Here is a 21,365-nt window from a genome sequence, read left to right on the forward strand (position 1 = left end):
AAGCTCAATGCTTTTCAGAACACTGTGTATCGTGGTTTTCTGAATTTGATATTAGTTCAAGACTATAATTGTGCAAATGTTGATTTATTACATTTTTTTTACATATGTGGCGAATTAGACTTAAGTCTAAATTACTGATTTTATGATAGTTATAGGATAAGCAAAACGAGGAATTGGGGACAGATAAGCCACTTTAACCTGACTTATTTAACTTATAAAACGAGGAAATGACCTAGATATTAATAAAAAACGCGTTTTGCTGTGGGTGTGAGAAGACTAGATGGGGAGACAACTCGATTGGGAATTTATAACCTAACATCGAAAGTACTAATGAATGCATTAATGTGGGTACTTATAAGGATACTAATAAGGAGAATCACAAGTGAACCTGCAGCGTGAACGGATTGTTGTGAGCTCTTAAGTGCAAAAACTTGAACCCAGAACTAAGCACTACGATTAAAGACGAAGCCTAAAGATTAAGCTTAAAGACTGAGCTTAAAGACCAGGCTGTCTGCTTTCACTTTTCTTTTTAAACCGCCTTCTACATTAGAGCGCTCAAGCTGCGAAATTGAATAATTACTAGCATACATATCAGCAACCATTTCGTCATTCACACAAAAAGGAGGACCTGGCAGTTCACTCTGGTCATAGTCGAATGTGATAACTAATTGGGGGGCGTTATGAGTTATGTCTATAAGGTGGTTAGCGTACTTTCGACGAAGATCATCGGGCAAAGCAACTAATGCTGCTCTATCATACACACCTGTTATTTCGCCAATGTCATCACGACCAAGTGCAAAAATATCACCAACAAAAATGGTAAGGTTAGGGGCTGAATATACTTTACCCTTAGACGAAGACTTAACAGTGGGAGTAATGTCGAGATCGTCGAACAGCTGTGTAATAGCCACCTCGCTAAGCTCTGCACCAACAACCTGACAGCCCTTTGACAGCAACCATGAAATATCTCTAGTTTTCCCGCACAAGGGCACAAAGATTCGCTTTTGTGAGGCTTCATTACTACCTGGGCCTAATAAAACATCACTATATTTCACCAGCAAGGCATTACCAGTGGGTTCATGAAACCCAATTTCATTATTGTGCCATTTGCTGTGCCAAAAGCTATGTTCCATATTAATACCCTAAATCAAATACCCTATATCTAGTGCTTTAAGTCTAATGCTACGAATCTAACAGATTAAATATAATATCGTAGAAAATAGAAGCACATTTAAAAAAGCAGGTTAATAACCTGCTTCTGTGCTATTTTTCTGCACTGCTGTAAAACGACGTCTTTGAATTACTCGTCGAGAGGAGTATTGAAGTCTTCAGACAGTTCAAAGTCGCCTTCAACGTTAGCCACTTTATTGTCTACAAACGTGATGATCATTTGACGCTGGAAGTCGTCGCCTCTGTCTTTCATACCACGCTTCATATCGTAAACGTAATACCACGTGTCGCTATCAAAAGAGTCTTGAACAACAGGGTTACCTAACACGTAGATAACTTGCTCTTTTGTCATATTAATACGCAGTTTTTCAACATCACGCTGATCGAGAAAATTGCCCTGCGGAACGTCAATTCTGAAAATCCAGTTAGAACAAGCTGTGGTAGTAAATGTAATGCAAAGAATAACTATAAGATGGTGCAACTTCATGCGTATATAAGTCCAGTATTGCCTTTGTTAGTGCCTAAAGGTTTCCTCATAAGGAAACCTCAGCTGTTTTAATGCAAGCGCGAAGGCATGCTACATTGACAACTATGACCAATCAACTGCATTTTAGTTCGATGAAGCGCTTTTTAGCAGCTCTTTTGCGTTAGCAAGTGCCGATTTGGTTACTTTGTCGCCAGCTAACAGTCGGGCGAGTTCGTCAATTCGGTCTTGTTTCGTCAGCGGTATCATCTGTGTTTCTGTACTTTCGCCATCAGTAAGCTTGGTAACAAAAAGCTGGTTATGTGCTTGTGCCGCCACTTGAGGTAAATGGGTGACACACATAACCTGAGACTGCTTTCCTAATTTTCTTAGCAGTGCACCTACAATTGAAGCGGTTGGTCCGCTAATACCGGTGTCCACTTCGTCAAAAATCATAGTGGGGGTAGCATGGCTATCGCTAGCAATAACCTGAATAGCTAAACCTATTCGAGAAAGCTCACCGCCTGATACCACTTTCTCCAATACGTCGGCATCTTGCCCAGGGTTCGTTGATACTTTAAAGGCAATCGTATCTACCCCATTAACTGCGGGCTTTTTCAGCTCGTCATAAAGAATATCAATACACACTTTAGCGTGCGGCATATTCATTTGCTGAATTTGTGATTCAATGTCGTTTGCAAAACTTTGAGCTGCTTTCATTCGGCTTTCAGATAAACTGCTTGTTGCCACCAAATAATATTGTCTTGCTGCTTCAACATCGTGTTCGAGTGTGCCTAGTAAGCTTTCCTGCTCGCCAAGTGCAGCAAATTCTTGCGACAATAACTGGTGATGTTGAGCAAGTTCTTCAGGCGTTACGGCGTGTTTACGAGCCAGCTCCATCGCTTTTGAATAGCGGGCTTCAACCTGCTGTAAACGCAGAGGGTCTATTTCCAATTGATCGCAGTAACCACGCAGTTCGCTTGCTGCTTCTTCAACTTGAATTGATGCGTCGTTAAGGAGGGCGATGATAGGCGTTAGGCTCGCATCGTGTGCTTCTAATTCGCCAAGCTTCTCAATACTGCTTTGAATAACGGTCAGCGCATTCCCTTCATCATTTTCATAGAGGTTATACACACTGGTTTGCGCTTGTTCTAATAAACTCTGACCGTTGCTTAAGCGTTTGTGCTCAATTTCAAGTTCTTCAAATTCGCCATTCTCAATGGCAAACTCGTCGAGTTCTTGCACCTGATAGGTAAGTAACTGCAGACGATCTTCTCTTTGTTGAGCTTTCGAACGCAGTTCATTGAGCGTTTTTTGTTTGTCTCTCCACGAGCCATAAGCGTCTTTTACATCATTCATTAAATGAGTATGGTCTGCGTAACTATCAATAAGCTGGCGCTGATAATCTTCTTTTATTAGCTGTAGATGGGTGTTTTGACCATGAATGGAAAGCAGTGTTTGGCCGAGACCTTTTAGTTGCTGCAAAGATACTGGAGTGCCGTTAATGAAGGCTTTTGAGCGACCTTCTTTCGATATTACCCGGCGGATAAAGCAGCTGGTTTCATCTTCATCCGAGGTTAATTCATGTTCGTCGAGAAACGCTTTTGCACTTGCATTATCAGCAAGTGAAAAGTGCGCCACTATTTCGGCTTTTGCTGAACCTTTTCTTACCGCATTTGCATCGGCCCTTTCACCAAGGCACAAGCTTAGGGCATCAATGGCAATTGATTTACCTGCCCCGGTCTCACCTGTAACCGCAGTGAGGCCATTTTCAAAATGAACAGAAAGTTGTTTTACAACGGCAAAATTTGATATCGAAAGATTCGCTAACATAACCACACTCTAATAAAGTTGAACATGATGATATATACAGTACATGTAAATATATACAGTATTCTTGAGATGTAAAGTATAGTCGAATGTAATCTGTCGATTTGCGAGGTGTTATTTGCCGAAAATTTTTATCTGACCCACTATTTATGGGGGCTGTACAGGTTTTACGATATTTTTATGCGTGCCTTGCCTATTGCGCTTTACTATTGCAACTGTTGTTGCACTTGCTTTTTGCACTTGTTTTTACAATTAGCTATCGCGATGCGCTGTTGCATTGGCCTGGTGCAACTTCATATTGTAGTCGATTGACGCTAATTGAAATAAAACTACTATAAAAAAGGAATAACAATTAGGAAGAAAAAACGCATGAGAGTGAAATTCATCATGCGCTTTATTACACGTCACTTGTTACTTATACAGGTAAACCACAAAACTATTTGCTAAGGCAATTACCTAAAACCTAAGCCTACAACCTAAGCCTATAACTTAAACCTAAAGACTAGCTTTAGGGTTTGGCCCATATTCATTATCATCATGGCTGTCTTGCGCTAAGAGAATAATCAAAATAATTGAGCCAATTATCGGAATTAGATTGAGTAGCTGCCACCAACCTGAGCGGCCAGTGTCATGTAAACGCCTTGCGCCTGCACTCAGTAAGGGAATTAATAATGCAAGGGCGTAAATCATCGTTATAAATTCAGTGCCAAGGAAGTATCCAACAGCTGAACACACAATGTAAAAAATAATGTAGAACAGATAAAACATCCAGTATTCTGTGCGCCGCGCACGGCCTGTAAAATCAGCATAGTGTTTAAGCGCTTTTGTAAAATAGTCCATTAAATGGAACTCCTTTTTGTCTAATGATGTTTGGTTACGGTAATCGGCGATGAATTACGTCAGACTAGCCATATACCTCTATTTAAGTGTTGTTTTTAATTTTTGTTTTTTTGCACCATTTTTTTGGCTGCAAATAATATTTCTAAGCAGAAGGTATTAAGCCGTAGGAGTATTTTTTGATTTGTATATAAATTAGTTTTTTATAAACAAAGCACACACTTTCCAATGTTCGTAAGACCTCTGCTTCGAAATTTAGCCTACAACTTTTTTTGCCAGTGGTCACTGTAAAGTTAATGGCAATTCCACCTCATGTAATTACTCGCATTACGTTAAAGATAGATACAAGTGAGTAAGCGAAGAAATTCGTTTGGGAAAAAATGTGAGGAAAGTAAAAAATAGGGAAAGAGAAGAAGTAAGACAAGGGGAAAATAGAAAACAAAAAAAAAGGAAGGCCTCGGTGGCCTTCCTTTATTTTCCTAACGGTACTGTTTACCGATGGAACTATTGGGCTAGTTCGCCGCTACCTGATTCTAAATGCGCTCTTACGAACCATTGGAACTGCTCTAGTTCAGCTAACTGACCTGTAATCATATCCTCCGACACTGGGTCCAAGTCGCCTAAGCCTTCAATCGCCTTGCGGTGATCGCCATTTACACCGTCATACACTGCATCTAGCGCTTTTAAATGGTCAGTCACTAGGCCCTTGCCTAACTCATAATCATTCCACGAGCGACCCTCTACAATGGCTTTGGGTGTGCCTTTCGGTACGCCGCCCAGTGTGGCAATTCGTTCTGCAATGGTATCAGTCATTTCGCGCACTGCATCAACTTGTGGGTCTAGCATTTCGTGCACACCAATGAAGTTTGGACCTACTACATTCCAGTGAATGTGCTTCAGGGTGAGCTGCAGATCAAGTAGCGCCACTAAACGTTGCTCTAACGTTTTGATAGTGCTTGCTGCAGTTTCGTTATCCATACCTGGTGCAGTAAATTTAAGTTCGTTGTTACTCATAATAATAAACTCCTTATTATCGCTTCAGTAAATAGGTGTTGATAATACTTATCGAGTCTTTCGACCTTCAAAAGTTGTGTTGAAACAACATAGATTATCGAGCCAGTTGCTTAAGTTGTTGCAACCGGTATGCCGACTTGTACCAAAATTATAAGTAACTAATTTAATTGAATAAATTCGCAAAGGTTAATTTTTCTTTATTTTTCAATGTGATAGGTTCATCTAAAAGGTGCGAAAAAGATGCTCGAAATATGAATAGCCGTGTAAAATATTCAGTGTTCTTTGTATGGCAGGGCGAACATTAGGTAGAAAAGCCGGTTAACTTGCCACAAAGTTCGCTAGGCTCGAGAAATTCGAAAACTTTACGAAGACAGGGTAAATGAAGCCATAGATGTTTAGTCTACATCTGCAGTATTCACACGTATGGCGGCCACACGTATGGCAGAAGGCGAGTGCCCTACATTAGTAGAGCTTACTGCCCCAGCCCAGCTTTTTACGCAATACGTTAAAGTAGCTATAGCCCTTAGGGTGTACTAAGTGAAGTTTATCGATACTTTTGTTTATGCGAATTTCATCGCCGGGTAAAACCGGCAATACAATGTGGCTGTCGCAGCTTACTTGCAACGAGTCACTATTCACTTTTGACACTTTCATCGATACCTGGCTGTCGGCGTCTACCACAATAGGTCTGCTGCTCAGAGTATGGGGAAACATGGGCACTAAGGTTAGCGCATCAAGTTTTGGCATAATGATGGGCCCGCCTGCGGAGAGCGAATAGGCGGTTGAGCCCGTTGGCGTTGCTACAATGAGTCCATCACTGCGCTGGCTAAACACAAACTGTTCGTCGATATAAATCTCGAACTCCATCATGTGCGCCACTTTTCCGTGGTGGAGTACGACTTCATTGACCGCTGAGCTATTACTTTTTAACTTCTCGTGACGGTAAACGCCCACTTCCAGTAAAAAGCGTTCTTCAACGAAACACTCGCCGTTAAAGATGTAGTCAAGTTGCTGAATGATATCGTCGGGATGAATGTCGGTGAGAAAACCTAAGTTACCTCTATTCACACCCACAACATGGATATCAAAACGGGCAAGTACGCGGGCGGCGCCAAGCATGCTGCCATCTCCACCAACGACAACGGCTAGGTCAGCTTCTTTACCGATAGCGACAAGGTCGCAGCTTCTAATGTTGTCGGTTTCTAGCTCTTGAGCAATACTTTCCTCTACCAACACCTCGCATCCTTTGGCGAGTAAATAATCGGCAAGTAAATTTAAGCTGTCGTGAGTGGCCTCGTGCTGAGGTTTTCCAATTAAAGCAACGGTTTGGTAGGGCATGGAACGCTAATGTCCTCTCATTTCCAATGATTTGGACATTAGCACAAGTGTTTTGTAAAAGGGAAGTTTTACCTTGCGGTCCAGCCGCCATCTAGGGTTATTGCTTGACCTGTAATGTTCTTGGCGCTGTTTGTCATTAAAAATGCGGCAGTATCGGCGAGTTCTTGAACTTCAATAAACTGCTTCTTCGGCATAGGTTCAAGCATGATTTTTTTCACTACTTCGTCCTCGGTCATATTGTTTTCCTTGGCTTGAGCCGCTATTTGTTGCTCAACTAAGGGAGTTTTTACATAGGCCGGACACAAGGTATTAATAGTAATATCATAGTCACCAGTCTCTAATGCCACAGTTTTAGCAAGTCCTAGCAAGCCATGCTTCGCGGCCACATAGGCCGACTTAAACGGCGAGGCTACAAGAGAGTGAATAGAGCCCACGTTAATAATACGCCCAAAATTTTGTGCTTTCATGGCTGGTAATAGCGCTTGGGTGGTTAGGGCAGGGCCAACCAGCATAATATTAATCAGCTGCTGCCATTTTTCAGCAGGAAAATCTTCAAGGTTTGAAACGTGTTGGATGCCAGCGTTATTAATTAGTACGTCGACGGTGAGCTTACCGAGTACTTCAGGTAAGGCAGCAATTTGCGCTGCGTCACACACATCTACCGCCACTGCGCTCGCGCTGCCATCATTAATACTGCCAAACTTACTGGCCAGCACCGCTGCCGCCTCTTGCGCAGCACTTTCGTTAATATCCGCCACAATAACGTGATGACCCTGTTTTACCAACGTCTCTGCGATGCCTAAACCAATACCACTGGCTCCTCCAGTAATAAATACCGTTCGCTTATTCATCAAAGCCTTCCTGTTTCATAGATTCTATCTTGCGCTGTGTCTTAATTCGCTGTGCACTAGCTCGCTGTGCACTAGTTTGCTGTGCGATTGCCTGGTGTGGCGAAGGCTGTGCAACTTGAGACATTGCTTGAGGCCTTACTTGAGATACAGCTTTAGTTGTTGGCGAGGGTAACGTATCAAGAGCGTGTAAAAGCGCATTCACCGCCTTTATCTGATCGCCATCTCTGTTGGCATAGTCCTTTGAGGCATATCCCCACCAGTCCCAGCAACCTTGTGGGTTTAGCGGCATAAAGAGTGATTTTTTTGTTTGCGGATACAGCACAATCATATTGTTGTCATCGGCCCAGTCATTCAGCCCTGTTTGCGACGTATAGGCATCGTCCACAGCGTCAGCGTATTGGTTGCAGCCGTGAAAGCTGATGTGTGCCCGACAGCTTTCTCCGCTTGCGCAGCTTTGCGGTACGTAAACAAAGCCTTCGCTGGCCAGTGTTTTGGCATTGCTGCCTGCAATGTCCTGTTGGTTAATGGTATGCAGCGAACCTGACAGTTCATCGTCTGGTGCAGTTAACCCTTCAACAAGATGGTTAAGCATGTCGCCAGCGGCGTCATAATCGCAGTTACCAATAAACGGGCTTTCTGATGTTATACAGTCGGTTCCGTTCGTTTTCGTTGGAAACAGGTGAGCGATAGACATATCGTTAACGTATTTTATGTTTTGAGTGTCTGTCCACATTGTGTATTGCTCGAATAAAGCATCGCTAACTTCACTGGCAATTCGCACGTCACGCTTGCCATGAAATAACCACACCTTGGCATCTTTCATGTTGTCTAAGTCTGCAAGCTTTCCCGCCTTTGCATATTGTGCCGCTTGCTCATTTAAAACCGTTAAATCTGGCTTGGTGTCGGTCTTATTGACACACTGGGCAAGTGCCGTTGTAATATCACCTTTGGCACAAAAGTAGGGGCCAGCTGCCAATACCCCTACACCCTTAACCCAATCGCTGTGGGCCAGTTGAAACTGTGTAGCCATATATCCACCAGAAGACAACCCCGATACGGTGACGTCAGATAAGTCGAGAGATAGCTCCGGCATGCCTTCTTGTTTTGTTTGCGCGTGTAAGGCAATGGAAAAGCAAAGGCTACTTGCCAAGGCTGCTTTGATAATAGTGTTAATCGTCATCATAAAAATCCTTTACTCATTTTCCAAAAACTGGCGAATAGCGGTTGCCTGTTTTGATATATTTGCCACGCCCTCTAGGTGTCCAAGTGACCCTTGAAGTTCGGTATATTCGGTGTTATTTCCCTGCTGCTTAAGCGTTTGATGTGCATGTTGAGCTAAATAGGGCATCAGTAATAAATCAGAATCGGCGGGCAGAAACAGCGTCTTCGCCTTAATGGTGTCTAGTCCCGCATCTAGGTTTTCTTTATGTCCTGCGACAAAAAGCTGGCACGCTCTTACTAGATACAGCAGGTGATTGGCATCCATCTTTTTACCACGGGCGGCAGCCCGCGCTTTTAACCACTTTGTGATGGAATGTTGTTCGTTAATACTGGACAGGGGAGCTTGCTCTACGTTTTTAAAGCCTAGCATATTACCTTGAGCGTTAAAAAATTCAGGGGTTAGCGCATTTTGCGTTATCAGCATCAGCGATGCGGTAAGTCCATCCGTTGGCGCTTCTTTTGGCGAGTAATTACCCTTGTTCCATTTTTTATCAAGTCTGATGGGCGTAGCCCAATGCTCAAGAGCCGTGGTCGTCCACGCGTCGCTCTCCCCCGCGCCTATTACCGACAGCATCCTAGGTACCCAACTTGGATAGGCACTTGCCCAATCAATGGCCTGCATGGCGCCCATTGAAGGCCCTACCACAGCATGAAGTTTTGTGATGCCTAAGCTTTCTAATAAGGCTTTTTGCACATTAACAAAGTCGCGAATAGTCACTACTGGAAAGTCTAATCCGTAGGGTTTTCCTGTAGACGGGTTAATGGAGGCGGGCCCGGTGGTGACCACCTTTTCATCATAAGCGTTTAAATTCACCAAGGTGTCTGCACTTATAACGAAAAAGCGGTTGGTATCAATAGCCTTACCTGGGCCAATAATACTATCCCAGTACCCTGCATTTTCATCTAGAGCGCTGTATTTCCCTGCTGCATGGGAAGTGCCAGAGAAGTAATGGGTAATTAAAATCACATTGTCCTTTTGTGCATTAAGCTTTCCGTAGGCTTCCCAGCCTATCTTTACATCGTTAATTGTTTTGCCACCAAAGGTAGTAAACTTGTCCATGTGAAAGGTGTGCTTATTTACCAACAAGGTAGGTTGCTGTTGCTTATCGCTATTCACTTCGTCGTTAGCCTGCACAGCGGTGGTTGCCAGTGCAGACAGTAAAAGCAGCGCCGCTATAGACCTTTTTGTTAGCCCAATTGTTAGCTTAGCTGCTAGCTTAGTTGCTAACTTAGTTGGGAGTGCAACTTGCACGCCGGTGCCTTGGCTGCCGCCAGACCTTCCGCCAAACAAGATGCCAGCTTTAGCAGGGCGAAAAAGTGAAGGTTGCCTGGCAGTGCACGTATTCGCTAGCACTAGAAAGTCGTGAAAACGCTGATTCATAGTAAAACCTTTCCTTTTTTTACAATATGCTAAACAGGCCGATAGCCAGCGCTAGCCCCATTACCGGCACAACAACAGTCAGTGCTCCCACTGCCCAATAGGCCGCTTGATGGGTTTCATGGCAAATTGCGCGAATCGTTGTGACGACATACCCGTTATGAGGCAATGAGTCGAGGGCGCCCGATGAAATAGAAACAATTCTGTGTAACTGCTCTGGCTCTACACCTTGGTCCATATAGTGTGGACCCACTAAGGGAAGGGCAATGGCTTGGCCGCCCGATGCGCTACCTGTTAAACCGGCTATTACGCTGACTGCAATGGCAGCACCAATCAGCTCATTGCCAGGTATTTGAGTCATTAAGGCCACCGTTTGTTGAAAGGCGTCGGTGTTTTTTGCAATCGAGCCAAAGCCCACAACCGCTGCGGTATTGCCAATGGCAATCAGTGCCCCAGTGGTGCCAGCATTTATGGCAACAGGCAAACTTTGAAAGTATTTAAAGTTTATGGCTAGCAAACAAAGCACGCCGCCGCCCAAGGCTAGAATTAACGCTAACTGAGCCAATTCTTCGTGAAATAAAAACGAAATGGCAAGCACAACGAGCAGGGGCACAATGCCGGTAAATGGATGTGGCAGATCCCTTTCTCTTATTTCAGGGTCGCTTTCCCTTGCCTCAAACACTTCACCCTGATTAACTGCTTTTCGAATCATTTTAGCGAGCCACCAATATCCGAACACCGCCATTAAAATAGCGACAATTAAACTGACTTCCCAAGCAGCAAAAGGCGATGTACCCAAGTATTTAATTGGGATCCAGTTTTGAATTTCTGGTGAGCCCGCCGACGTCATCGTAAACGTTACCGAGCCAAAGGCCATGGCGGCAGGAATGAATCGTCTAGGTAAATTGGCGTCTTTAAATAAGCTTACCGCCATGGGATAAACCGAAAATGCCACCACAAATACGCTCACGCCGCCGTAGGTAAGTATGGCGCAGGCCATGACGACCGCTAAGACAGCTTGTTTATAGCCAATTTTAGAAATTATCCATTGAGACACTGAGTCTGCCGCGCCGGTGTCTTCCATAAATTTGCCAAATAACGCCCCCAGCAAAAACATGAAAAACCACGACGCAATAAACCCAGAGAAACCGCTCATGTAGGTTTCTACAAAGTTTACGTCGCCGGTAAATACCGCAATATTATTGGTTAGCGCCACAATAAGCGCACACAGGGGGGCAGCGATAAACAGGTTCATCCCACGTATTGTTAACACAATAAGTAGCAATAGCCCGCCTACCAAGCCAATCATACTTAACATAGTTGTTTTCCTTTAAAAATCTGTGACCGCAGATATTCCAAAGCAGTTAAGTCGATTGTAGATCTACTAACCGACTTGCTTTCGCGCAAGCTTATTGTCAATAAATCTAACGTATTCAAATTACACGTAAAGTTTGACGTTACTTTTGCAAAAATCCCATAGTACGATGGTACTACATACTGTTAACAATTAATTAACTAAAGTATTTCGTGACCGTAGCAAATTATCCAGCAGTGAATAACACTTAGAACAATAAAGGACTCACTATGTCACTAACAACACACACAAAGCGTCATGGCTGCACACCACTTTCTCTTCACAAAGTGTCTCATCACAAGGCTTCTTGTCACAAAAGTGCTCGCCACAGTTTATGCGCCATTGCGGTAGCCGCAAGCTTATGTGCATCTCCTGCTTGGGCACAACAGACCAATAGCCAAACAGCCAACACAGAACAAGCTGAAAATCAAAAAGGCAAATTAGAGCGTATTGAAGTGACCGCGCGTCGCACCCTTGAATCGCTGCAGGAAACCCCCGTTGCCATAACGTCGGTAGGCTCTGTTGAACTAGGTGAAAAAGGCATTAGCGTACTTACTGAATTACAACAATTCTCGCCCAACACAACCTTGCAAACCAGCCGCGGAACTAACAATACGTTAACCGCGTTTATTCGTGGTTTGGGGCAGCAAGACCCTTTGTGGGGCTATGAGCCTGGTGTTGGGATTTATGTAGACGATGTGTATATTGCACGACCACAGGGTGCAGTGCTCGATTTACTAAACGTTCAGCGCATCGAGGTATTACGTGGGCCCCAGGGGACACTTTATGGCAAAAACACGATTGGTGGTGCAGTTAAATACGTAACAAAAGAAATGACTGGCGACACGCAAATGAACATTGAAGGCACGGTGGGCAGCTATAGCCAGCGCGACCTTAAGGTTACCGGTCAAATTCCACTGGTTGAAGATACGGTTTACTTAGGTGTGGGTTATGCCAACTTAAACCGAGATGGCTTTGGCGAGTATTTGCTAAGCGCATTGCCTAATCAAGATAAAGAAAATTATAATAAAGACTTATGGGCTGCAAGAGTCTCTCTAGAGGTACATGCTAGCGAAGATTTATTCTTCCGTTTTGGCTGGGATAAAACAGAAGATACGTCTAATGCCCGCGGTGGTTATCGATTGATACCAAGCTTGCTAACCGATGCGCCTGTACCTGATTCAAAATTTGACTCTTATACCAGCTTACCAACATCTAACAGAGTTGAATTAGAAGGTTATAGCTGGCTGGCCCGCTATAACGTGAGTGATAAATTAGAGCTTAAATACATCGGCTCTCATCGCGAAAGTTATTCTCCAACAAACATCGACTTTGATAATACGCCACTGCCTATTTTTGACGTACCGGCAGAGTATGACGACAGCAACACTACCCATGAATTACAGGCAAACTACTTTGGCGATAATTTTGACGTGGTGTCTGGGCTCTATTTTTACGATGGTGATAGCTGTGGTAATTTCGATGCCATCTTAGGTGTACTTGGGCAGTCTTTAGGCGCACCGGGTTTAACCCGTGAGGTGACCGGCTGTAACAACTCAGAAAGTTATGCCGCTTACGCTCAGCTCAATTACAACATTACAGAGCAACTCTCTCTGTCTCTTGGCGCGCGCTACACCGACGAAGAAAAATCTGCGTTTGTAAATAACGGCCTTATTTTTGACAATGTCTATCCTTCCACTGGCTGGATTGAAGGCTATGTGCGCCCAGAAGGACAGCTAGTTCCACAGGTATTGGGCACAGATACAGATGGTGATGGGTTACTCGATGCCCCAGCAGTGCAAAGCTGGTCGCGATTCACACCTCGTGTAGGGCTAGAATATCAATTCGACCCAAGCATGATGTTTTTCGCCAGCTATTCTCAAGGTTTCAAGTCGGGCACCTTTAACCCTCGTGCAACAATAAATGAACCTGGCGTAAATCCAGAAGTGGTAGACAGTTTTGAGCTGGGTATGAAAAGTGACTTAAGTGATACCTTACGATTGAACGTTACGCTCTTTTCCTACGATCATAGCGATAGGCAGTATATTGGTGTAGAGGGTGATTTATCCGACCCTACAGCGCTGGATCAACGCTTAAGAAACGCGGCAGAAACAGCAGCAACAGGTGCCGAGTTAGAGATGACCTGGATTGCCTCAGAAAACCTTCAGTTTGATGTGGCCTATGGATACATCGACTTTGAAATTAAAGAGAATAATGCGATACCACCACTAATTGGTTCAGCAAGTACGCCAGAAAACACCTTTAATTTAAACGCTAACTATTTCTTAGAAACCAGTTTTGGCGATATTACATTTAACGCAAACTACTACTACAGAAGTGACTATTTACTGTTCGAAGCCAGCGATCTTATTGAACAAGATGCGTATGGCATGGTTAACCTGAGTGCTCGTTGGGAAAGCATAGAAGGAGATTGGTACGCAGGTCTTCACGTGAAAAACCTCACCGACGAAGAGTACCTTACCGGCGGATATGACTTTGTCACCCGCGACGAAGATGGCAATTTTGGACCAGGGCTAGGAGGCGATACAACCTTGATTGGCTATTATGGCGACCCAAGAACCGTTCATCTAACGCTTGGCTACCGTTTCTAATAAAACAAAGCTGCAAACTTTAAGAGCCCGCTTTTTAAGCGGGCTTTTCTATTAATACTTTCTATAGATTTTTCTTAATTTAAGGTTTACGAAATCTTTTGTCCTAAGGAAATTTTCCGTTAGGCAAGAGAAGGTGAAAGTAGGTAAGAGAAAGAAGCCCAATGTCGTGTTAGTATTCTGTTTACACTAAAATAACAAGTTGACAGCCAAAAATACGAAAACTAGATGGTAGAAGTGAATGGCAGAAATCAACGGCAGAGACGGATGACAGATAAAAATGCTAGATACAAATACTAGATACAAATGGTGGCGATGAATGAATAGCCCAGTACCGGTAAAATTGCTCATAGCAGATGATCACCCGCTATTTCGTGCTGCAATGTGCCATGCGCTGCAAAACAGCGAGGGCGCAGTGCTACTTGAAGCGTCTACGTTCCCAGAAACAAAGACGTTATTAGCTCAAGATACCAGCATCGACATCGTGTTTTTAGATTTGGGAATGCCAGGCAGTGAGGGATTGAATGGATTGTCTGAGATTAGAGCTGAGTATCCAGATGTGCTTGTAGTTATTGTAACAGCGCAAGATGCGCCTGGTATTGTGCAGCGAGCACTCGCGTTGGGCGCAAGTGGATTTATTCCTAAATCAGCGTCTGTGGATTGTATTATAGATGCGGTAGATACGGTATTAGACGGCGAAACCTGGTTGCCAGAGCATATCAGTGCCACTGCGGATGCTAGCAGTACCCTGGATGACTTCAGCGCGCGATTGAGCCTGCTCACGCCTCATCAATTGAAAGTGCTTAAAATGGTCGCCGATGGTTTGCTTAACAAGCAAATTGCCTACGAGTTAGCGATTTCAGAGTCAACGGTAAAGCAGCATGTTTCCGCAGTGCTAAAGAAGCTAGGGGTTATCAATAGAACCAAGGCTGGCATAGCATTTAAAAATGCTATGCGAACCGATGGATAATGTTGGCCAACAAGCACTAATTGGCACCCGTTTATTTACTGCCAAGGGCCTTTTTTAAATAGGCGCTAAACGCTGGCGCAGCGGCCCGTTTATCTGTTTCAATTTGTTGTACTTCCGGCATTTCTTTTAACCTGGTCATGAGTGCTTTACTGCCAGGAGCATGCTCATACAAGTCTACATCAAAAAGCTTTTTAGCCACCGGAGCTGCAAGGTCCATTGAATACAGCAGCATAATGTCGGCCGCAGTTAACGTGTCACCTGCAATATAAGGAGAAAATTCAGCGGCGCGGGCAAGCGCTTGAGCACCGTTAAACAATGCACGCTTCACTTCTTTTTTGGTGATTTCATCAACGGGTACGCCCCAAAATGCCTCTGTATGACAACGCCTTGCAGGTAATTCAATATATAACTCGATGAGTTTAACTAACTCTTTCACCTTGGCCTTTGCGAAGGGCTCGGTTGGATAAAGTGGCGCTTGAGGCGAGATTTCATCAAGATACTCAAGGATGACATTGGTTTCTACCAGTACGCCTTGGTCTGTTTGCAATGCGGGCACTTTACCCGTTGGACTGATTGCTAAATATTCTGGCGTTTGATTTGGATACGTCATTACGGCTTCATAATCTATCCCTTTCAGCGCCATCGCCAGTTTAATCATGTTGTAGTAATTACTAACATCAAATCCGTACAATTTAAGCATAGTGAACCTTTAACACAGTTATAAATACATTTATGTAATATAAGATTGCTTTATAAGAAAGAGTGCAACACATCTGTAGTGATAGTTGAGTATAACGATGGCAGCTAGTGCTAAAACATCTCTACCTCAAGTTCATCGAGTAACATTGCGCCTTTTTCGTTTTCGGCAAAATAGAGTTCATATTTGAGATTATCGACATAGATTTCCCAATAATCGCCAAGTGCAAAAATGTTTTCTTCACCGAATAACGCTGTTACATTTTCTTCGTTCATACCTGCTTGTAGAGGTCCGAAGGTCCATTTGCCCTTAGGTGGCACATTTTTAAAAAACGAGTCTCTTACTATCAACTTTCTCAGTGTATTGTTGGAATACACCATAGCCAGGCTTCTGTCATAGATGTGCAGTGTTTTGTCTTGATAACCACGTGCTGCAAGTATGGGAGTAAAGGAAAATTGATCTATAGTAATGGGCTCTAGCGTTTGAGATGCTTCGGTGAGGTCGCTGTGTATTTTTTCGTAAATACTCGGCTTCGAATTCGTTATTTCAGGAGCTATTTCAGAATCGGCTTTAGAATCATTGCCATCAAGATACCCATAAGCAAAGTCTTTTGCGACGTAACGCTTGTCCTCATTAGCTATCTCAAGGGTTAATCCGATATCAATAAAAACGCCATTCTTTGAGGCTAGTCGATAGGTATATTCTTCTTTTAAATTGCCATCGAGTTTGGCGTCAATGGACTTCATGTCGTCCCTTCTGCCAATGGAGCCGTTCACTTGCCATGCAAGAAATGGCCTGTCATCAAACTCAAAATAATTAATCAAACCAGCAGAGAGCCACGTGTTATGACTCTGTATGCTTTTTACTTTGTTGTTTCGCACCACAATCCATAGGTTTCGCCCGTAGACGTATAAGGTCTCAGTGTCATTGAGAATTAACTCTGCGGTAGGAGTGCCTAATGTTTCAAGCAGCATAGATAGATCATCTTCTACCTTTACCCCAAATACACCGTTATCAAAAGAAATTACTTGGTTTTTAAGCTCAGGGTTTTGTACCTCCTTTTTTCCGCCTATTGCGTAGTCGGCAAAATCAAAGGTCATGTCTCGCCCTTTGACGACAGTGCTGTACTCGTAGGACATACTTACCTTGGTAGTACCAAGCAAACGATTTCTCTCTACGCCAATTTTAGCTAGCGCCTTGGAGGTACAGCTGCTTATTAGCGCGGCACTCACAATATTAGTTTCGGAAGCAGTGGAGTCGGAATCATTAGTGTCGAGCTTTGCAGCAGATGTTTTTTCAAGAGAGCGGGTTTTACTGGAAGCCCCTTCATTCCCATCGCTGTTAACAGAGAGCTGTTCGCTGGATACGAGTACAATTTGACTGGCACCAAGCTCTTTTGCATCAAGAAGTGCAGCTTGCTTTAATAAAGATAATGCATCGGTGTTGCTATCTTGAGTGGCTTGCTTGCCCGAGACGTTTGAGGAATTCGAGTCTTTTCGTGAATCGTTATCACTATGTGATAGCCGTGAGGCTGCATCCTGTAATGTAATTTCTTTCAATACTTCATAATTACAGTCCGGGTAGTTGTTAACAATTGGGATGGCCTCTGACAGCGCTTCTCCAAAAGCATTAGATGAATATATTGATGCTACACAAAGTGCACTTATTGAAAGTTGTATTATCGTTTTCATACGCCTCATTCCTTATCGGCTCGTTCTTATTATTATCGTTACTCTTAGGATCGTTATTCCAAATGTTACGCTTTCAAATATTTAGAAATATTTTTAAATTCTACGCCTACAAATGCTGGCACTGAGTCGTTTATATACGTTTATTTCATTGTGCAGATATTTTACGGCTGAAAGTAAGCGTCCATATCGTTTGCTAATTGCGTAAGGCGTTTTTTATAGTCACTTTGATAGTTATCGTCAGACAATACCCGAGTTAAATCATTTTCCACATTGAGAATACGTTTTCGCAGCGCATAAAACAGTTCGCCTTCAGCGCCTCGCATAAAGACTTCGATATTTTTCAGGTCCTTAAGACAGCAATCATCAAGTGAGGTATTAAATTTTTTGCCCATGTACTCGATCATCGAGTTGCTTTCTAACGATGCGCCGCTTAAAGGTGCTAGCGGCATATCGTGCACGCTATGTTGAAAATTAAGGGTCTTTTCCAGTGCTAAGCGCAATAGCGATAAGGATGACTTGGCGGCTTGTTTTTCAAACTGTTTCAACCTCAATTCAAGTGCTTGTGCATCAGGGGAGGTGATACCGACAATTTTTGCATCAATGAAAACAGACTTTGCACTATCGAGCTTTTCTTTTGCATAAATGAGCGTGTTAATGTCAGATAAAAATTCGCCTGTCAGTTTTTCATCAAGTAGTGCTCTCGTTTCCTCAATACGTTCTGCATGGAGCTTCACTGCTGCGTTATATCGTCTTTCAGATTCACTTAATTCATTGGTGTCACTGCACCCAACTATCAAGGTTGTTAGCAATACAAAGAGTATTGAGTTCAGTGAAGCGGAGAAAAACAGTCGCAACGGCAAATCCTTTTTTAAATGTGATGTTGTCCCTAGAGTAATCGGTACGGGTATCAGTGTCGATAGTATTAGATTTGGTAGCAATAACAAATAAAGCGCCTGTGGACGCGGCAGTTGACAGGGGGGCAGTCGTTAGCTGGCCGTGCCTACTTCAGCTGGCATGCAGCTACTCTGGTTTGCGGGCGCAGGTGGTGAGTAGAGTGGATAAAGTCGATAAGTAGTAAGTCTTGGCAAACCAATCGAGGGCAAACCAATTGAAGACGAACTAATTAAGGGTAAAACAATTCAGTACTATTGTATTGTGAGAATGTAGTGCGAGAATTAAACCACACTGGCTATAAATACGTAAAACACAACACTCAATAATATGAAGTGTATGCCGTGTTATCAAATATTATTAAGCGCTTATCAAGTGGATTAAACAAACAGTCCCTTGCTTCTCAGCAAAACAAAAAACATATCAATAATCACAAAAACGATGCTGTTTCTATCTGGCAAGATACCGGCCAGGTGTATTACTTAGAAAATACGCTAAAGCTTACTTACACCTCTAATAGCGGTGTAATGACATTAGAAAAGCTCTCTCTCAATGAATTACCCGATGTTATAAAAGCGTTAGACGCAATGCCCGCGGGCTCCCCACTTGCCAGAGCCACCGTCGCACAGCAAGATGACGCTTATGTTGTGAGTGTGTGTGGTGTTACATGGCAAAAAAGCCATGACAGCGTTCGTATTAAAGCGCTGCCAGAAGCGGCAATGCTGCGCAGCAAAACACATTGCTTTACTAAATCTCAGGCGGTATTCAAACATGCGTTTTTACTCGAGCATGACGACCTGCTCACGCCGTCTATTGGAGGAAAGAAAGAGGGAGTGTATACCTACAATCGAATATCTATAGAAGATTTTACTCAGCAGTTGGCAAGAGCTAACGAGCGCATTGCTCCACCTATGCGTAAATCAATACCTGTGCACAGTGATAATTTTAAAACGGCGTTCACTGAACACGAGAAAACAGTTATCGATGTGGTGCTTGGTCATAATGTTGAACAAAACCGCACTGAACAAAACATTACGGATAGAAACTTCACTGGTGCAAGCGATACCGGTAGCAGCGATAAGCAGATAGACAAATAAACGTATAAACGACGACGGTGTTAATGGAAAAAGCAGCACCGACCATAATCACACTAAAAATAGCAGCACCAAAATAGCAGCACCAAAATAGCAGCACCAAAATAGCGGTACCAACAGCCGCAGAAGAGAAGGTGGTTCTAAAGATGAATAGCTGCGCAATTCTTAGCCTAATTGATTATGTAAATTTTATAGTTTTAGCCTAATATCTAACTCTCTTAAACACGGACTAGGATTAAGATGAGTTTGCAAAAGTCAGCGGCAACAGCTAAAGGCGTACATCAGGAGCCACTAAAACCTGTTGCAATGGCTTTTTTCTTTTTATATTTTGCGCTTTCCTTTAGTCACTTCCTGTTACTTACTGAAGAATTTAAATGGGTGCTTGTCACATCCGCATCCATAACCACTGTCATTAGCTTTACTCTTATGCTGAAAGCACAAAATCTTTCAAGTGTATGGCAGCGTTTAGGGATTGTTTCAATATTACTGCTTGGCACAACGAATAGCCTTTTACATTTATGGCACTCTCAATCACCTGAACAAACAACCAATCTTTTCTTAGTTATTATTGCCAGCGGTATTGTTCTCTCGAAAAGGCTGCACTGGGTGTTATTGATACTGCTAAATTGGGCGGGGTGGTTAGTCATTAATTCAGTGGTCGAGATGTCTATGACGATGCATTTTTTCTTTGCATTGGCTATGAGCACAACATTGAGCTGGTTTGCACATTTAGCGCGAAGAAGTTTGGTGAGTAAACAAGTGGAGCTGCTGCAAGAAAGGGACTTAGCGATTGCTCATGAGCATGAAGCAATAAAAGCAAACGAAGCAAAAAGTGCATTTCTTGCCAATATGAGTCACGAAATTCGCACTCCAATGAACGGTATTATTGGCATGATTGAAATGATCAGCCGTACGTCTCCTAATGACAAACAAACGAAATTTATTAACACTGCTCAACGCAGTGCAGATTCATTGATGATCATCATTAACGATATTCTAGATTTCTCAAAAATAGAAGCCGGAGAGCTGGCTATAGAAAATGTTGAATTCGACTTAGCGCAGTTCATGGGTAACTTTGTGCAGGAACAAACCTTTCAAGCACAAGAAAAGGGATTGTGGCTTAAGTCAAAAGCCGCTGGTGAGAGTTACAAAAAGGTTGTGGGAGACCCTCATCGCCTAAAACAAATTTTTAATAATTTACTGTCTAATGCCATTAAGTTCACAGAAAGCGGCGGTATAAACATTCAGTATAATGTAGTGAGCGAGGGAGATGCATTGTTATTGAATGTAGAGATTAGTGATACGGGTATTGGTATTAGCGAATCTGCCATGCCTGGACTTTTCGACTCTTTCTCCCAAGCTGATATGTCGACCACAAGAAAATATGGTGGTACCGGGCTGGGGCTTGCAATTAGCAAGCAGCTTTGTGAATTGATGGGCGGCGAAATATCTGTTGAAAGCACACCTGGGCAGGGTTCTACATTTAGGTTTGTGGTAAAGCTAAGTGCGCCTCTAATAAGCGAGGAAGCTAATAGCGTTATGCACGTCGAGAAAGAACCACAATCTTTCGATTTGAATGTGTTATTGGCTGAGGACAACGCGATAAATCAACAAGTTATGTTAGCAATTTTAACTAACTTGGGAGTAGAGGTTGAGCTTGCAAACGATGGCGTTGAAGCGATAGAACGTTTGTCGAAACCAAGAGCGAAACATTACGACCTTATTTTTATGGACTGCCAAATGCCGAATGTGGACGGTTATGAGGCAACACGTCGTATTCGCGAGGGGCATGCAGGAGATGAAAACAAAAAGATACCCATTGTCGCGCTAACAGCCCATGCCATGGATAGCGAAAAGCAAAAATGCCTCGATGCAGGTATGGACGAATATCTCACTAAACCAGTAGATTTAGCATCGTTAAAGGCCATATTGGCACTGTACTAAATACTTAAGCGAT

The 21,365-nt window shown here is 43.2% G+C and carries 17 protein-coding genes; 4 read left to right on the plus strand and 13 right to left on the minus strand.

Annotated features, from left to right (window positions below):
• Window positions 1-482: 482 nt before the first annotated feature.
• The 10 genes from tmpT to AC27HD_RS12010 form a co-directional block, all read right to left on the minus strand.
• On the minus strand, window positions 483-1,133 hold the full coding sequence (gene tmpT / locus AC27HD_RS11965; RefSeq protein ID WP_487106103.1) for a thiopurine S-methyltransferase: 651 nt from the start codon (window positions 1,131-1,133) through the stop codon (window positions 483-485).
• Window positions 1,134-1,300: 167 nt separating this feature from the next.
• On the minus strand, window positions 1,301-1,657 hold the full coding sequence (locus AC27HD_RS11970) for an outer membrane protein assembly factor BamE (protein ID WP_032096992.1): 357 nt from the start codon (window positions 1,655-1,657) through the stop codon (window positions 1,301-1,303).
• 123 nt (window positions 1,658-1,780) lie between these two features.
• Window positions 1,781-3,466: a DNA repair protein RecN gene (gene recN / locus AC27HD_RS11975; protein ID WP_487106104.1), complete on the minus strand. Its 1,686-nt coding sequence runs from the start codon at window positions 3,464-3,466 to the stop codon at window positions 1,781-1,783.
• A 492-nt stretch (window positions 3,467-3,958) separates the two neighbouring features.
• Window positions 3,959-4,303 (minus strand): DUF805 domain-containing protein, encoded by a 345-nt coding sequence (locus tag AC27HD_RS11980; RefSeq protein ID WP_032096994.1) that lies wholly within the window; start codon window positions 4,301-4,303, stop codon window positions 3,959-3,961.
• Between the two features lie 501 nt (window positions 4,304-4,804).
• Window positions 4,805-5,314 (minus strand): DNA starvation/stationary phase protection protein Dps, encoded by a 510-nt coding sequence (gene dps / locus AC27HD_RS11985; protein ID WP_032096995.1) that lies wholly within the window; start codon window positions 5,312-5,314, stop codon window positions 4,805-4,807.
• A 462-nt stretch (window positions 5,315-5,776) separates the two neighbouring features.
• Window positions 5,777-6,652, minus strand: coding sequence for an NAD(+) kinase (nadK, locus tag AC27HD_RS11990; RefSeq protein WP_032096996.1), 876 nt, complete (start codon window positions 6,650-6,652; stop codon window positions 5,777-5,779).
• 68 nt (window positions 6,653-6,720) lie between these two features.
• The gene (locus tag AC27HD_RS11995) at window positions 6,721-7,503 is read right to left on the minus strand and encodes a 3-hydroxybutyrate dehydrogenase (RefSeq protein WP_032096997.1); all 783 of its coding nucleotides are present in this window, start codon (window positions 7,501-7,503) and stop codon (window positions 6,721-6,723) included.
• The gene (locus tag AC27HD_RS12000) at window positions 7,496-8,686 is read right to left on the minus strand and encodes an extracellular catalytic domain type 2 short-chain-length polyhydroxyalkanoate depolymerase (protein WP_487106107.1); all 1,191 of its coding nucleotides are present in this window, start codon (window positions 8,684-8,686) and stop codon (window positions 7,496-7,498) included. The genes AC27HD_RS11995 and AC27HD_RS12000 overlap by 8 nt, the downstream gene beginning before the upstream one ends.
• Window positions 8,687-8,695: 9 nt before the next feature.
• A complete protein-coding gene (locus AC27HD_RS12005) occupies window positions 8,696-10,105 on the minus strand; it encodes an E22 family MetX-like putative esterase (RefSeq protein WP_487106109.1) in 1,410 nt (469 codons plus the stop codon).
• A gap of 19 nt (window positions 10,106-10,124) precedes the next feature.
• Entirely contained in the window at window positions 10,125-11,420 is a 1,296-nt protein-coding gene (locus AC27HD_RS12010; RefSeq protein WP_287008281.1) for a GntP family permease, read from the minus strand.
• Window positions 11,421-11,686: 266 nt separating this feature from the next.
• On the opposite strand from AC27HD_RS12010, the gene AC27HD_RS12015 reads away from it, so the two are divergent.
• Complete coding sequence (locus AC27HD_RS12015; protein WP_081926595.1) at window positions 11,687-14,068, plus strand: TonB-dependent receptor; 2,382 nt, start codon at window positions 11,687-11,689, stop codon at window positions 14,066-14,068.
• A gap of 316 nt (window positions 14,069-14,384) precedes the next feature.
• Complete coding sequence (locus AC27HD_RS12020) at window positions 14,385-15,035, plus strand: response regulator (RefSeq protein WP_487106112.1); 651 nt, start codon at window positions 14,385-14,387, stop codon at window positions 15,033-15,035.
• A gap of 31 nt (window positions 15,036-15,066) precedes the next feature.
• Here AC27HD_RS12020 and AC27HD_RS12025 read toward each other — a convergent pair whose 3' ends face one another.
• The 3 genes from AC27HD_RS12025 to AC27HD_RS12035 all read right to left on the minus strand — a co-directional run bounded on the left by AC27HD_RS12025 (window position 15,067) and on the right by AC27HD_RS12035 (window position 18,277).
• A complete protein-coding gene (locus AC27HD_RS12025) occupies window positions 15,067-15,735 on the minus strand; it encodes a glutathione S-transferase family protein (RefSeq protein WP_487106114.1) in 669 nt (222 codons plus the stop codon).
• A 110-nt stretch (window positions 15,736-15,845) separates the two neighbouring features.
• Window positions 15,846-17,423: a hypothetical protein gene (locus AC27HD_RS12030; protein ID WP_487106116.1), complete on the minus strand. Its 1,578-nt coding sequence runs from the start codon at window positions 17,421-17,423 to the stop codon at window positions 15,846-15,848.
• Window positions 17,424-17,584: 161 nt separating this feature from the next.
• On the minus strand, window positions 17,585-18,277 hold the full coding sequence (locus tag AC27HD_RS12035; protein ID WP_487106118.1) for a hypothetical protein: 693 nt from the start codon (window positions 18,275-18,277) through the stop codon (window positions 17,585-17,587).
• A 381-nt stretch (window positions 18,278-18,658) separates the two neighbouring features.
• Here AC27HD_RS12035 and AC27HD_RS12040 point away from each other — a divergent pair, with 381 nt between their 5' ends.
• Together AC27HD_RS12040 and AC27HD_RS12045 are read left to right on the plus strand one after the other, a co-directional pair.
• Window positions 18,659-19,411: a hypothetical protein gene (locus AC27HD_RS12040; protein ID WP_487106120.1), complete on the plus strand. Its 753-nt coding sequence runs from the start codon at window positions 18,659-18,661 to the stop codon at window positions 19,409-19,411.
• Window positions 19,412-19,648: 237 nt separating this feature from the next.
• Window positions 19,649-21,352, plus strand: a complete 1,704-nt coding sequence (locus AC27HD_RS12045) for an ATP-binding protein (protein ID WP_487106122.1) — start codon at window positions 19,649-19,651, stop codon at window positions 21,350-21,352.
• Window positions 21,353-21,365: the final 13 nt, after the last annotated feature.

It is taken from the genome of Alteromonas sp. 4NS20-0143 (assembly GCF_057542855.1).

Coding starts and splice junctions, on each gene's coding strand:
- tmpT (WP_487106103.1), bottom strand. CDS start 1,133: ATGGAACATAGCTTTTGGCACAGCAAATGGCACAATAATGAAATTGGG.
- AC27HD_RS11970 (WP_032096992.1), bottom strand. CDS start 1,657: ATGAAGTTGCACCATCTTATAGTTATTCTTTGCATTACATTTACTACC.
- recN (WP_487106104.1), bottom strand. CDS start 3,466: ATGTTAGCGAATCTTTCGATATCAAATTTTGCCGTTGTAAAACAACTT.
- AC27HD_RS11980 (WP_032096994.1), bottom strand. CDS start 4,303: ATGGACTATTTTACAAAAGCGCTTAAACACTATGCTGATTTTACAGGC.
- dps (WP_032096995.1), bottom strand. CDS start 5,314: ATGAGTAACAACGAACTTAAATTTACTGCACCAGGTATGGATAACGAA.
- nadK (WP_032096996.1), bottom strand. CDS start 6,652: ATGCCCTACCAAACCGTTGCTTTAATTGGAAAACCTCAGCACGAGGCC.
- AC27HD_RS11995 (WP_032096997.1), bottom strand. CDS start 7,503: ATGAATAAGCGAACGGTATTTATTACTGGAGGAGCCAGTGGTATTGGT.
- AC27HD_RS12000 (WP_487106107.1), bottom strand. CDS start 8,686: ATGATGACGATTAACACTATTATCAAAGCAGCCTTGGCAAGTAGCCTT.
- AC27HD_RS12005 (WP_487106109.1), bottom strand. CDS start 10,105: ATGAATCAGCGTTTTCACGACTTTCTAGTGCTAGCGAATACGTGCACT.
- AC27HD_RS12010 (WP_287008281.1), bottom strand. CDS start 11,420: ATGTTAAGTATGATTGGCTTGGTAGGCGGGCTATTGCTACTTATTGTG.
- AC27HD_RS12015 (WP_081926595.1), top strand. CDS start 11,687: ATGTCACTAACAACACACACAAAGCGTCATGGCTGCACACCACTTTCT.
- AC27HD_RS12020 (WP_487106112.1), top strand. CDS start 14,385: ATGAATAGCCCAGTACCGGTAAAATTGCTCATAGCAGATGATCACCCG.
- AC27HD_RS12025 (WP_487106114.1), bottom strand. CDS start 15,735: ATGCTTAAATTGTACGGATTTGATGTTAGTAATTACTACAACATGATT.
- AC27HD_RS12030 (WP_487106116.1), bottom strand. CDS start 17,423: ATGAAAACGATAATACAACTTTCAATAAGTGCACTTTGTGTAGCATCA.
- AC27HD_RS12045 (WP_487106122.1), top strand. CDS start 19,649: ATGAGTTTGCAAAAGTCAGCGGCAACAGCTAAAGGCGTACATCAGGAG.